General features: G+C 38.1%; 12 protein-coding genes. 1 reads left to right on the top strand and 11 read right to left on the bottom strand.

The genetic code is table 11. The features are described from left to right. Positions 1-2 precede the first annotated feature (2 nt). The 4 genes from buk to FN924_RS10335 all read right to left on the bottom strand — a co-directional run bounded on the left by buk (position 3) and on the right by FN924_RS10335 (position 5,326). Positions 3-1,091, bottom strand: coding sequence for a butyrate kinase (gene buk / locus FN924_RS10320; protein WP_143894224.1), 1,089 nt, complete (start codon positions 1,089-1,091; stop codon positions 3-5). A 28-nt stretch (positions 1,092-1,119) separates the two neighbouring features. Further along, positions 1,120-2,217, bottom strand: a complete 1,098-nt coding sequence (locus tag FN924_RS10325; protein ID WP_143894226.1) for a Leu/Phe/Val dehydrogenase — start codon at positions 2,215-2,217, stop codon at positions 1,120-1,122. A gap of 11 nt (positions 2,218-2,228) precedes the next feature. Continuing rightward, positions 2,229-3,131 (bottom strand): bifunctional enoyl-CoA hydratase/phosphate acetyltransferase, encoded by a 903-nt coding sequence (locus FN924_RS10330; protein WP_143894228.1) that lies wholly within the window; start codon positions 3,129-3,131, stop codon positions 2,229-2,231. Between the two features lie 110 nt (positions 3,132-3,241). Further along, on the bottom strand, positions 3,242-5,326 hold the full coding sequence (locus tag FN924_RS10335; RefSeq protein WP_143894230.1) for a sigma-54 interaction domain-containing protein: 2,085 nt from the start codon (positions 5,324-5,326) through the stop codon (positions 3,242-3,244). 133 nt (positions 5,327-5,459) lie between these two features. On the opposite strand from FN924_RS10335, the gene FN924_RS10340 reads away from it, so the two are divergent. Continuing rightward, complete coding sequence (locus FN924_RS10340) at positions 5,460-5,699, top strand: DUF2627 domain-containing protein (protein WP_143894232.1); 240 nt, start codon at positions 5,460-5,462, stop codon at positions 5,697-5,699. Positions 5,700-5,732: 33 nt separating this feature from the next. Here the strand turns inward: FN924_RS10340 and FN924_RS10345 are convergent, their stop codons facing one another. The 7 genes from FN924_RS10345 to FN924_RS10375 form a co-directional block, all read right to left on the bottom strand. Beyond that, on the bottom strand, positions 5,733-7,079 hold the full coding sequence (locus FN924_RS10345; RefSeq protein ID WP_143894234.1) for an aspartate kinase: 1,347 nt from the start codon (positions 7,077-7,079) through the stop codon (positions 5,733-5,735). Between the two features lie 214 nt (positions 7,080-7,293). After that, positions 7,294-7,893 carry a SafA/ExsA family spore coat assembly protein gene (gene safA, locus FN924_RS10350; RefSeq protein WP_143894236.1) on the bottom strand — a complete coding sequence of 200 codons (600 nt, stop codon included), beginning with the start codon at positions 7,891-7,893 and terminating at the stop codon, positions 7,294-7,296. A 143-nt stretch (positions 7,894-8,036) separates the two neighbouring features. Next, positions 8,037-8,828: a sporulation transcription factor Spo0A gene (gene spo0A, locus FN924_RS10355; protein WP_143894237.1), complete on the bottom strand. Its 792-nt coding sequence runs from the start codon at positions 8,826-8,828 to the stop codon at positions 8,037-8,039. Positions 8,829-9,060: 232 nt separating this feature from the next. After that, complete coding sequence (gene spoIVB, locus FN924_RS10360) at positions 9,061-10,347, bottom strand: SpoIVB peptidase (RefSeq protein WP_143894240.1); 1,287 nt, start codon at positions 10,345-10,347, stop codon at positions 9,061-9,063. 190 nt (positions 10,348-10,537) lie between these two features. Continuing rightward, on the bottom strand, positions 10,538-12,277 hold the full coding sequence (recN, locus tag FN924_RS10365) for a DNA repair protein RecN (protein WP_143894242.1): 1,740 nt from the start codon (positions 12,275-12,277) through the stop codon (positions 10,538-10,540). Between the two features lie 67 nt (positions 12,278-12,344). After that, the gene (ahrC, locus tag FN924_RS10370) at positions 12,345-12,794 is read right to left on the bottom strand and encodes a transcriptional regulator AhrC/ArgR (protein WP_143894244.1); all 450 of its coding nucleotides are present in this window, start codon (positions 12,792-12,794) and stop codon (positions 12,345-12,347) included. A 60-nt stretch (positions 12,795-12,854) separates the two neighbouring features. Beyond that, complete coding sequence (locus tag FN924_RS10375; RefSeq protein ID WP_143894246.1) at positions 12,855-13,679, bottom strand: TlyA family RNA methyltransferase; 825 nt, start codon at positions 13,677-13,679, stop codon at positions 12,855-12,857. Positions 13,680-13,681: the final 2 nt, after the last annotated feature.

Raw genomic sequence — 13,681 nt, forward strand, 5'->3', positions numbered from 1 at the left:
CATTAGCCCTCCTTCACATTCGGATATTGTTTTGGTTGTTCTTCCTCATTCAGAACACGAAGCGTTCCTTGAGCTAAGGCTTCAAGCTCATTTTCTCCAGGATAAATAAGGACATCTGCGATCCATCCTATATGATCAGAAATCATACGTACGATTGGCTTACTGTGAGCAATTCCACCAGTCAAAGCAATGGCATCCACTTTCCCTTTAAGAACTGCACTCATGGCTCCCACTTCTTTTGCTACTTGATAAGCCATAGCTTCATAAACCAGTCGCGCTGTTTCATCCCCTTGAAGCATTTTTTCTTCCACTTCTACCGCATCGTTCGTTCCCAAATAGCCAACAAGTCCTCCATGTCCTACTAGTTTCTTCATAACCTCTTCTCGGTAGTACTGGCCAGAGAAACAAATGGAAACTAAATCACCTGCAGGAACTGTTCCAGCTCTCTCTGGTGAAAAAGGTCCATCCCCATGTAAGCCGTTGTTCACGTCAATGACGCGCCCATTATGATGCGCACCAATTGTAATTCCACCACCCATATGTACGATAATGAGATTAGATGACTCGTATGTAGTACCGAGATCTTTCGCTGCTTTTCTTCCCACTGCTTTTTGATTGAGCGCATGAAAAATACTTTTTCTTGGGATTTCCGGCACACCAGATAGCCTAGCAATATCTTGAAGCTCATCCACCACAACTGGGTCTACAATATAAGAAGGAATGTTTAATCCGGAAGCAATTTCAAAAGCTAAAATTCCACCTAGATTAGAAGCATGTTCTCCATTAAACCCCATCCGTAGATCTTGGAGCATTTCTTCATTCACTTGATAGGTTCCACCCTCGATAGGACGAAGTAATCCACCTCGTCCACAGACAGCAGCTAGCTTAGATATGTTAATCCCTTCATGATGAAGTTCCTCCAGAATAACTTTTTTTCGAAATTCATATTGATCAATAATTCTTGGGAACTCTGATAAATCTTCTGTGCTATGACGAATCGTCTTTTCAAACAGACAGTGGTCATCATCAAAGACACCAATTTTCGTAGAGGTGGAGCCTGGATTAATGACTAGTATTCGTTTTGTTTTCATGACGTGAATCCCCCTCTCACAGAAGTGTTTATTGTTTATTACGCAAAATATGTTGTCCGTTTAATAAGAATTGACTTCTAGATTGTTTAATCGTTTGAATTCTTTCTTCTGCCATTCGCTCCGCAGCCACATGCGTTCCGATATTATCTCTTTTAGCGATATCAAATACTTTCATCAAGTTGTCATAGATGGTTTCTACTTTTTTCAATGCACGCTCTTTGTTATAGCCATTTAATTCGTCTGCAATGTTCATAACACCACCAGCATTAATAACGAAGTCAGGTGCATACACAATACCCTTTTCACGCAACACATCACCATGTCTAGATTCTTTTAATTGGTTGTTAGCAGCACCAGCAACTACTTTCGCCTTGAGCAATGGAATTGTTTCATCATTAATAGTCGCTCCTAAAGCACAAGGTGCATAGATATCACATTCCACTTCGTAGATGTCATCCGGATCTACTGCTTTAGCGTTAAAAGCTTCCACCGCACGATTAACAGACTCTTTGTTTATATCTGTAACAATTAGGCTAGCACCTTCACGGTGAAGGTGCTCACATAACGTGTATGCCACGTTTCCGACACCTTGTACAGCAATCGTTTTACCTTCTAAAGAATCCGAGCCAAACGCTTCTTTTGCAGCTGCTTTAATTCCTTTATACACCCCAAACGCTGTTACTGGTGAAGGGTTCCCAGAAGAGCCAAACTCAGGTGAAATCCCCGTTACAAAATTCGTCTCTTGGTGAATAAGGTCCATATCAGCAACTGTCGTACCAACATCCTCTGCCGTGATATAACGGCCATTTAACCCTTGAATGTAACGACCGAATGCACGAAACATTGCCTCATTTTTATCCTTTCTCGGATCCCCAATAATAACGGTTTTTCCACCACCAAGATTTAACCCAGCTGCTGCATTTTTGTATGTCATACCTTTCGCCAGACGTAGCGCATCCTCGATAGCAGCTTCTTCTGAGGCATAAGTCCACATTCTTGTACCACCTAATGCCGGTCCTAACGTCGTATCATGAATCGCAATTATAGCTTTTAATCCTGATGTTTTATCTTGACAGAACACCAACTGTTCGTAATCGTATGTTTCCATATATTTAAAAATTTCCATATTGAAACCTCCTAATCTATAGTTGAAGACATTAACGCTAAGCTTAAAGAAAATACTTTATTTTCAAATGTATCGGATCGGGACGTAAGAACAATAGGAGCTTTTGCTCCGACAATGATTGCCGCTGTTTTGGCATTCGCAAAATAAATAAATGATTTATATAAGGTGTTGCCCACTTCTATGGTTGGTGCAATCATAATATCTACATCACCTGCAACAGAGGACGAGATTCCTTTAATTTCTGCCGCCTTTTTCGATACTGCAAGATCAAATGCAAGCGGTCCTTCTATCTTACAATTTGGTATTTCACCCTTTCGGCCCAATTCTACAAGCTGTGCAGCATCTAGTGTTGCTTGCATATTCGGATTGACATATTCTACGGCCGCCAGTACTGCTACTTTGGGACGGGTAATTCCTATTTTGTTAGCAATAAATACCGAATTTTTGGTGATCGCTGCTTTTTCTTCGAGGGATGGTGCAATATTCATTGCTGCATCCGATAGCATAATTAATTTGGAATAATTAGGGACTTCAAATAAAGCAGCATGAGAAAGAACATTCCCTCCTCGGATACCAAACTCCTTGTTTAAAACTGCCTTTAAAAGCAAAGCCGAGGGAAGATTCCCTTTCATTAAGACATGCGCTCCCCCGTTTCGCACAAGTTGGACCGCTTCACGCGCCGACTCCTCTACACTAATGGTATTAGTAATAGACAAGCTTCCCACATCTAGCTCTATATCTTTTGCAAGATGTAAGATTCTGGCTTTATCACCAAATAAGTGGAAGAAACATAAATTCTCTTCTAAAGCAGATTTCACTGCTAAGAGAACTTCTTTTTCATCCGCTTGAGCCACGGAAACGATACGATTCTTTCGTTCTTTTACACGTTCAACAAGTGTAGCTAATTTCTGCATAAAAACCCCCCTTATCATCTCCTCAAATAATTAACATGCAAATTACGTGCCAACAAGTAAAATCAATAATTTCAAGCTTTCAGTATTTTGAGCAACGCAGATTTTTGCAATTACGAAAAATCTTGCATGCTTTTTTTGTCAATCTCGTATTTGTCCATTTTATAATAAAGATTTCGAATGGATATTCCTAATATCTCAGCGGTTTTTGTTTTATTAAAATCCGTTTTACGATAAGCATCCGAAATAATTTGTTTTTCCACCTTCTCTAGGGACTCATGTAACGGACGGTTTTCATATCCTACATGAAGGATAGATTCCTTTTGATTGTGTGGTTCAGTCTTTTCTAACCCGAGTTTTGGAATGTGTTCGCGCAATATGATTTCTTCATGAACTTTCATGTATATCATCGCTCGCCCAATCACATTCTCTAATTCACGGATATTTCCTGGCCAATGGTATTCCTTCAAATATTCAATGGCTTCTTTTGCAATGGATGTTACGTTTCGCCCGTAATCTTGGTTTAGCTTTTCGATTAAATAATGTGTAATCGCTTCTATATCCTCACTTCTCTCGCGCAATGGTGGAATATAAATAGGCAATCGATTTAAACGATAGTACAAATCTTCTCTAAATTTCCCGTTCATAATCGCTTTCTCTAAGTTTGCATTCGTCGCTGTAATGATGCGAACATCGATAGGAACAGGTTTTGTACCACCAACCCGGACCACTTCATCCTCTTGTAGAACCCGAAGTAATTTTGCTTGCATATGTAGAGAGAGCTCTCCAATCTCATCTAAGAAGATACTTCCGTTATTTGCTTCTTCAAAATATCCTTTTTTTCCACCACGTTTAGCTCCAGTAAACGCACCTTCTTCATATCCGAACAATTCACTTTCCAAGACGGATTCAGCAATTGCCGCACAGTTTACCCGGATAAATTTATTATGTCTCCTGTCACTCTTATTATGAATAGCATGGGCAAAGAGCTCTTTACCAGTACCGGATTCCCCTCTTAGTAATACGGTAGCTGGTGTTCTCGCCCCTACTTTGGCTTGCTCTATTGCCAGTGTCATTTCATTCGAAGAACCAATGATATCATCAAACGTATATTTCGCTTCTAAGTTTCGAATAATTTGTCTTGCGCGTTTTAATTCATTCGTTAAAGTTTTAATTTCTGATACATCGTGCAGGACTCCTACACTACCTTTTAATTTTCCATCTACTATAATGGGTGCCACGTTCACTAGCACTTCTTTTTTGTTTGGTCCAACTTTCATACGTGCTCCACGAACAGGACGTCTCGTTTGGAGCACTTTCATATGCATGCTCTCCCCTTCTGAAATATCAACAGACGCAGGTTTTCCCACAATGTCTTCTTCCTTTAAACCTGTTATTTTCGTGTAAGCAGGATTAATCATAATCCCAATTCCTTGATCATCGACAACGCTGATTGCTTCATCGGATGAGTGGAAAATCGCTTCAAGCATTTTTTGCACTTCTTTAAGACCAGTTATTTGCTCAGCAAGCTCCACGACCTCCGTGATATCACGAAAAATTGCAAAGGCTCCACGCAAGTGATCATTGGAATCAATAATTGGAATACGAGTCGTAATTATTTTTTTTCCGTTTTCCAGAACTAGATGTTGGTTTACCTCTTTTTTGCGTAACCGTAACACTTGAGGTAAGCGAGTCTTATCTATTACTTTTCGAATTGGTTGATGGACAAAGTTTTCATAAGGAACCCCTACAATTTGTTGAGCACGCTTGTTTACAAATGTAACGGTTTCATGATCATCAATCACAATCATACCCTCATGTAAGTTATTCATAATCAGTTCTTGCATGGATGTCTGATTTTGAAACTGGTGAACTAGCGTTTCTTTCTCATACAATAACTCTGAAATAATATTTGCAACTGTTCCTGGAATCACCACTGTATGTCGATCTCGTTTCGCCAAAATTTGCTCCAATATGTATTCCTTACCGGTAGCCTCAATGACAATATCGATATCCTTCTCCAACCAGCTTGTCCAATCAGAGGCTGCTGATATTCCGTGTTTACGTGCAAGGTGAAGCCCTGGAGCTTTTTCGTCCACATCCACAATTGCAACAACTTCCATCTTTTCTGTTTCAAGAAGTAATTCCAATAGGGCTGTGCCACCTTTTCCAGCACCAATTATAAGAACCCTTTTCATGCTCCATCCCTACTTTGCATTTTTTTGCACAGTTTCATGATAGCCTTTTCTGCACATTTTAGCAAGGAGGGTTTCATTTTCAATATGAAGTTGCTTTGCTATACTAAGAACATACAGAGAAAGGGGTCTATTAATGAGAGTTATTGCCTTACTCATTCTTGTCATACCAGGGATTATCGCTACATACGGAATCAAACTAATGCGTGATTCCATTTTTGGAGAGTTTCATTCTATTTTCTTACACATTAGTATCCAATTTGGTGTTGGACTCATTTTATTTTTAGCAGGATTATCTTTTATTGCAGGCTTTATCTTACATCGTGATCGAAAAAGAAACTTAACAAAAGGTAGATTTATAAAGAAGAAGAATTAATAAAAGGCTAGTCCGCAGACTAGCCCTTTCCATTTAAAAGAACGCGTGATACAAAGCTTTTACAGCATCATCTAATCGGGAGGCTTTAATTCCAAACATCATGGAAACCTCAGATGAGCCTTGGTTAATCATTTCTAAATTAATGTTTTCCGAAGCAAAGGCATCTGTTGCCTTTTTCGCAATTCCTACAGTACTATCCATTCCTTCCCCTACAATCATGACCAATGCTAAATCTCTGTCAATCGACACTGTATCCGGGTGTAATTCCTCATAAATACGGTTCATAACACGATCTTCTTTATCAGGTGTTAATTGACTCGATCTAATGATAACAGACATATCGTCAATTCCTGAAGGAGTATGTTCGAAAGATATATGCTCATCCTCAAGAATATTTAACAATTTTCGCCCAAAACCTAATTCCCTATTCATCAAGTACTTACTTACATACAAACTTAAGAATCCACTATCACCAGCAATCCCTACAACTGGTGAATCTCCAGCTTTTTTGTCAGACACAATCATTGTACCTGGGCTGGAAGGGTTATTGGTATTCTTAATGCAAACCGGTATTTTTGCTTTAAATGCAGGGATCAAAGCTTCATCATGAAAAACAGAGAATCCTGCATAAGAAAGTTCCCGCATTTCTTTATACGTCAGGTGCGTAATTTTTTTCGGATTGTGTACGATGTTAGGGTTTACACTATAAACAGAATCAACATCCGTAAAATTCTCATATAATTCTGCCCGAATTCCTGCAGCAATAATAGAACCCGTAATATCTGATCCACCTCTAGGGAAAGTCATTAGCTTGCCTTCTTTTGTATATCCATAAAATCCAGGAATGACGAAAATCCCGTCTTTATTTCTTATCTTATATATTTCATCAAAGCTTTCTTCTAGGATTTGTGCACTTCCTGGTTCATCACTAACGATTATACCCGCATCTTTAGGGTTTAAGTATGTAGCATCCATGCCTAGAGACTGTAAATATGCACTTAGCACCTTTGCCAATGAATCTTCCCCAATCGCTTTTAGCCCATCACGTTTTAATACATCTTCCCGATCATCGTTTAAAACGTAAAATACATCTTCTCGAATTTGGTCTACAATCTCAGCTGAATTTAGTTCGAGTTCATCTGTTATATTTTTGAATCGTTCAAGCACTTCATTTAACTCATTTTCGATTCCAGCATGTTGAAAGTAAGCATCCCCTAATTCAATTAACATATCCGTGACTTTCTTATCCTCTTTAAAACGCTTACCAGGTGCAGACACTACGATAGCCCTGCGTTCTGAATCACTCTTTATAATATCGGCCACTTTTCTGAGTTGTTCTGCAGAAGCAACCGAACTACCACCAAACTTCGCTACTTTCATTTTGACCTCTCCATTACATTGTTTTTGAACACTTCAAGAATAGTTTAAAGGTTCAGACAGTATAACTCAAATAGTATCATACTTTTCGTGTAATTTCCCTATGGAAACATGGATAAACCATTATTTTTATAAATAATTTCTCTAGTGGTTAAAAATGTATGTCAATTGAACAGTAAAGTAGAAAAGACAAGCCAGATGGCTTGTCTTTTCTACTTTACTTTTGAATAAACATTTGGGTCCAGTAGTTTCCATCTGCTACATACCCAACTCCGATATGTGTGAAATTTGGAGTTAAGATGTTCTTTCGATGTCCAGCACTGTTCATCCATGCATTTACTACCTCTTGTGCAGAACGCTGTCCTCTAGCAATATTTTCGGCAGCACTACGATAAGAGATTCCGAAGTTTTTCATCATTGTAAATGGAGAACCATACGTTGGACTTGTATGATCAAAGTAACGACGATCATGCATGTCCTGAGATTTATATCGGGCAACTCTGGATAGTTCCCAATCTCCTTTTAATGGGCTCAAACCATTTTTTGCTCGTTGCTGATTGGTTAGATCAATAACCTGTTGCTCAATGCTTTTTGTCGTATCAATATTAGGAATATTAAGTACTTGTCCTGGATAGATAAGATTTGGATTCGATATGTGTGGGTTCGCTTGAATAATTTCTGATAGACCAATTTGGTATCTTTGGGCTATTTTCCACATACTGTCTCCACGTTGAACTGTGTACTTATCGGCAGCTGATACAGTTAAAGGCACAGCTAAGAAAAAGATAAAGAGAGCTGAAAATAGAATTTTTTTCAACGAAAAACGCCTCCTTCAAGAGATACTCTTCGCTAATATAAATGGAAATATTCTTGAAAAAGGAGATTTTATGAAATTTTATTTACTCAAAAATAAAAACCCTTCAAAGCTCATGATGTACATGAGGTTCGAAGGGTTTTGCATTAGCTTGCACGGTGTTCTAATCGTAGACGGTCTGCCACCATTGCAATAAATTCAGAGTTTGTAGGCTTCGCTTTTGAAATGCTAACGGTATAGCCAAATAAAGAAGAGATGGATTCCATATTTCCTCTGCTCCAAGCTACTTCAATAGCATGGCGGATTGCTCTTTCCACTCTGGACGCTGTCGTATTATATTTTTTGGCGATGTCTGGATAAAGAACTTTAGTAATAGATCCTAACAATTCGATATCTTTATACACCATTGTTATCGCTTCTCTTAAGTACATATATCCTTTAATATGGGCAGGTACGCCAATTTCATGAATGATATGTGTAATGCTCGCTTCTAAATCTGGGCGTTTCGCTTCCTTCGTAATCGCACTCTTAAATTTAGCACCATTGTTCTCTAATATTGGTGATTTTCCACCAACTTGTCTAATTTGCTCCCCAAGATTTTCTAAATCAAACGGTTTTAAAATAAAGTAAGATGCTCCTAAATCAACGGCTTTCTTCGTCACTTCTTCTTGGCCAAATGCTGTTAGCATAATAACATTCGGATAAGAGCTTCTTTCCATCTCACGAATTTTACCAAGCACTGCTAAACCGTCTAAATGCGGCATTATAATATCAAGAACGACGACATCCGGTTCGAGCTCCTCAAGCATTTCTAAACATTCTTTTCCATTAAATGCCGTACCAATCACTTCAATATCCTCTTGGCTACTGAAATAATCTTCCATTAAATGAATAAGTTCTCGATTGTCATCCACCAAACATACTTTAATTTTTTCCACAAGTAAGTCCTCCTTTATGTAATTCGCCTCTTGCTCCACGTTACATTTTCGACATAAGGATTAAAAATCCTTCTTTTCCGGAAAAAACATTGGATTTTTTTTGATTTGCTTTAAATATCTTTAGTTTTCTTCGTTTTTCGATTTATTGTGACAGTTGTTTGTCGAATAATCTTTACGTATTTATTATACCATAAAATAAGCCGGTGCCAATTGCTGACACCGACTATTTTTATTAGCTTGCTTTTTTCTGTTCATTGTTATAAATATCAATTCCTGCCTCGTGTAACATCCATTCTATATGCACACCATATCCAGAAGTAGGATCGTTCACGAATACATGAGTGACTGCTCCAATAACTTTGCCGTTCTGAATAATGGGACTACCACTCATACCTTGAACGATTCCTCCGGTTTTTTCAAGTAATTCTTTATCGGTTACTTTCACAATCATTCCTTTAGTGGAAGGATAGTCCTGTTTTATAGAATTGACAATTTGTACGTCAAATTCTTCCACTTTGTTTCCTTCTACAACGGTCAATATTTTTGCTGGACCTTCTTCGACTTCACTTTGTAAGCCAATTGGCATTGGTTTATTATATTTACCGCCTGATAGTCCATCCTTTAATTCTCCAAAAACACCAAATGGTGTATTCTCCTTAATGTTACCAAGTACATCTTCACCAGGTGAAAACTCTGCTTGTTTTTCACCTGGAGTACCATTTTTTCCTTTCGCAATCGACTTTACATTCGAACTCACAATGGTACCATTATGAACTTGAATTGGCTCTTTCGTGTCCATATCGGAAATAACATGTCCTAATGCACCATACTTTTTCGTCTTCGGGTGATAGAACGTCATGGTTCCTATACCAGACGCCGAATCACGAATGTACAAACCGATTCGATATTTATCATCGTTGCTATCTAGCTTAGGTGTTAATTTAGTCTCGAACGTCTTATCTCCTCTTTTTACTGTGACCGTAAGTGATTCATCATTTTCTCCTGCTTTATTCACATAAGGAGTAACTTCTTTCATTTTGTTTATTTTATTACCATTAATTTTCAAAAGAATATCCCCTACTTTAATATCAGCTTCTTCACCAGGGGATACTTGTCCATTGCTTGTAGAAACTTGGTGATGTCCTACAACAAGGACACCTAGTGTGTGGAGATTGACCCCAATGGATTGTCCCCCAGGAATCACCTTCATATCTTTTAATACATTTACATCTACCTGCTTAATGGGTAGACCAGCCATCTCATATACAATTTTACTTGAACCTGCTTGTAAAGTCTGAAATTCTGATGAGTCAAGTGCTGTAATGACTTGGTCGCTATCTTCTTCTTTTATTTCTACTCCATCCCCCATTGTAGGCACGGCTATCGGTGAACTACTATCAACGGTGTTAATTTCATTCGGTATAGAAAGATAATTCTGTATTGGTGTAATAAATGGAATTGACAGGAAAGTCACAAGGAGTAAAATTCCTATGCCATTTCGGATTTTACGTTTGTTCATATCTACACTCTCCTCATTCCTAACCCATACTTTTAACTTTTTTCTGTAATCCTAATTTGTACGTAATGGAAGGTTTTTAAACCCTGCAAAGATGAGAAATTGGGGGTATCATTTCCTCTGCTGGAAAGGGAAAAGATGTGCATAAATTCAAATTCTTCTGTGTAGAAAAAAATCACCCAATTGGGTGATTTTAGTATTGATGAGATTCCTTAAACTTATGTGCTAAACTTAATAGTTCTTTCGCGTGTTGCTTGGTAGTTTCCGTCATTTCCGTACCTGTGATCATCCGACCTATTTCTTCCACTTTCATTTCAGAAGATAACTCTTTTAATTCTGTACTTGTTCGATTGTTGTCCACACGTTTTTCAATAAGGAGATGGGTATCTGCCATAGATGCTACTTGTGGTAAGTGCGTAATGCATAACACTTGAGAGCCAGATGAAATGCCATAGATTTTTTCTGCAATCGCTTGTGCTACTCGTCCACTCACACCGGTATCTACCTCGTCGAAAATCACACTAGTAACTCCTTGATGCTTGGAAAAAATTTTTTTGAGTGCCAGCATAATTCGAGATAATTCTCCTCCTGATGCCACTTTTGAAATTTCTTTTAATGGCTCACCAGGATTTGTTGTGATCAAAAATTTAACGATGTCAAAACCATTCGGAGTTAAATGCGCCGGTATTTCTAAATCCACTACATCCGATTCCTTTGCTTGTCGTTTTTGAATATCGACAGCAAAAGATGCTTTTTCAAGATAAAGATCTTTTAATTCTCTTAATATTGCTTCTGTTAATTGACCAGCAGCTTCTTCCCTTAAGTTATGTAGCTGCTCTGCTTCTAAATACGTGTCGTGTGCAAGCTCTTTTATTTCTTTCTTTAGTCGAGTAAGATGCGAATCTCTATTCTCTATTTGATCCAATTCTTCTTCAATGTCAATCGCATACTCTAGAATTTCAGTTACGGTGTGACCATATTTCTTTTTTAGGTTTTGTATTTCATTTAACCTTGATTCAATCACATTTAAACGATCTGGATCAAATTCTAATTGATCCAGTTGATTGCGTAGCTCGTACGTCATTTCTTCGATCAAATAATAATGATTCGAAAACTCTTCTTTTTTGGCTTTTACGGTTTCATCATGCTCTCCTGCAGATTCCAAGCCATTCAAAGCCACGGATAACCAATCTAAGGCTTTTTGTTCCCCGTACAAAGCTTGATAGGCGTCTTGGAGTCCTTGGAAGATTCTCTCAAAGTTGACGAGCTTGTTCCTCTCTTCCACAAGCTGTTCATCTTCTGCAGGATCCAATTCTGCTGCTTGAATTTCATTTAATTGAAAACGTAAAAGATCCAATCGTTGCGCCATTTCTTTTTCGTTATCGCTTAAAGAGGTATATCGTTTTTTTAAGGCTTCTAATTTATAAAATAAATCGTGATACTCCTCCAGTACAGGAAGAAACTCTTCTCGACTATATAGATCTAACAATTCAATATGGCGATCTGAATCCATAAGGGATTGTGTTTCATGTTGGCTATGTATGTCAATTAATGATTTCCCTAATTCTTTTAAAATTGCTAGTGTAACCAGTTTTCCATTGACTCTACAAATACTTTTTCCAGAAGAGGTTATCGTCCGACTAAGTACAATCATCCCGTCTTCATTTTCTATATCGATTCCTAAGTGCATTGCTTTTTTGAAAATAGGATGTTGTCCATCTTCCACGATAAATAAGCCTTCGATTTCCGCCTTATTAGATCCGTAACGAACAAATTCCACAGATCCTCGTCCACCAGTCAAAAGCTCCACAGCATCAATTATGATGGATTTTCCCGCACCTGTTTCTCCAGTCATCACGGTTAGACCTTCTTTAAAAGTAATCGACAAGGAATCAATAATCGCAAAGTCTTTAATCGATAATTCTGTTAACACAAAAGAACACCTCTCCCACTTGTCCATAACATATGAAGACAAAAAGCCATAACTAAAAATTTGTGTATTAAAGCATGTCCAATAGTTGTTCTTTAATGGTTTCTGCTTCTACTTCCGTACGACAAATAATTAAAATCGTATCATCTCCACATATCGTACCTAGTATTTCATCCCAATCGAGATGATCAATTAACGCTCCAACAGCGTTCGCATTACCTGGTAATGTTTTCAATACGATAAAGTGGCTTGCGGTATCAATTTTAATAAACGCGTCCATAATTAATCTTCTGAGTTTTTCTAAAGGATTAAAGCGTTGGTCTGCAGGCAAGCTATACTTGTATCTGCCGTCTGCCATTGGTACTTTCACGAGATGTAATTCTTTTATATCCCTTGAAACGGTTGCCTGCGTAACATTATAGCCAAGATTTCTAAGTTCATCGACCAAGTCATCCTGTGTTTCAATATTATGTTGTGTAATCAATTCTCTTATTTTTATATGACGTTGAGCTTTACTCACCGAATCCCTCCGTTCCACCTTCCCACTGACATAGAAGAAATGGCTACTTTGTAGTAGCCATTAGCCTGCATTATGAAGTGTAGCATGTGCCAGTTGAACTACATCGTCCATTTCGACATCTGTCACCGTTTTTCCTTCTTTTTTTGCTCCCCAATATAAATGGACGAGAAATTCAATATTTCCATCCCCGCCTGTAATTGGCGAAAAGGTTAAATCTCGCGTTTGAAATCCCTTTGCTTCAGCAAAAGAAAGAATGGATGTAAGCACTTCCTTGTGGACTTTAACATCTCTGACAATCCCTTTTCTACCCACTTGTTCTTTTCCTGCTTCAAATTGTGGTTTTATTAACGCGACGACGTCACTATCTTCATCCAATATAGTAGTCAATACAGGTAATATCAAACGAAGGGAAATAAAGGACACATCAATCGATGCAAAGTTAGGTATTCCTTCCGTTAATTGGTCAGGTGTTACATAACGAAAATTTGTTCGCTCCATAACAACAACTCTAGGATCGTTTCTCAATTTCCAGTCCAGTTGATTATAACCAACATCTATTGCGTAGCAAAGCTTGACCCCATTTTGGAGTGCACAATCCGTAAATCCACCGGTTGAAGAACCAATGTCTACCATAATTTTATCTTGTACTTGTATGTTGAATACATCCAATGCCTTTTCTAGCTTTAGTCCACCACGGCCGACATAGGGGATTAGATTTCCTTTTACCAGTAATGGAATGTCTTCATCCACTTTCATTCCAGGTTTATCAAGACGTTCTGATTCAGAATATACTAATCCGGCCATTATCGAACGTTTTGCTTTTTCTCTTGTTTCGATTAATTGCCGTTCAACCAGCAATACGTCCAATCGTACTTTTTTACCCATTC

The organism is Radiobacillus deserti, assembly GCF_007301515.1.
Classification (GTDB): domain Bacteria; phylum Bacillota; class Bacilli; order Bacillales; family Amphibacillaceae; genus Radiobacillus; species Radiobacillus deserti.

What these genes read in the sequence shown, in the direction of transcription:
- buk (WP_143894224.1), bottom strand. Translation starts at nt 1,091, where the DNA reads ATGAAAACAAAACGAATACTAGTCATTAATCCAGGCTCCACCTCTACG.
- FN924_RS10325 (WP_143894226.1), bottom strand. Translation starts at nt 2,217, where the DNA reads ATGGAAATTTTTAAATATATGGAAACATACGATTACGAACAGTTGGTG.
- FN924_RS10330 (WP_143894228.1), bottom strand. Translation starts at nt 3,131, where the DNA reads ATGCAGAAATTAGCTACACTTGTTGAACGTGTAAAAGAACGAAAGAAT.
- FN924_RS10335 (WP_143894230.1), bottom strand. Translation starts at nt 5,326, where the DNA reads ATGAAAAGGGTTCTTATAATTGGTGCTGGAAAAGGTGGCACAGCCCTA.
- FN924_RS10340 (WP_143894232.1), top strand. Translation starts at nt 5,460, where the DNA reads ATGAGAGTTATTGCCTTACTCATTCTTGTCATACCAGGGATTATCGCT.
- FN924_RS10345 (WP_143894234.1), bottom strand. Translation starts at nt 7,079, where the DNA reads ATGAAAGTAGCGAAGTTTGGTGGTAGTTCGGTTGCTTCTGCAGAACAA.
- spoIVB (WP_143894240.1), bottom strand. Translation starts at nt 10,347, where the DNA reads ATGAACAAACGTAAAATCCGAAATGGCATAGGAATTTTACTCCTTGTG.
- FN924_RS10375 (WP_143894246.1), bottom strand. Translation starts at nt 13,679, where the DNA reads ATGGGTAAAAAAGTACGATTGGACGTATTGCTGGTTGAACGGCAATTA.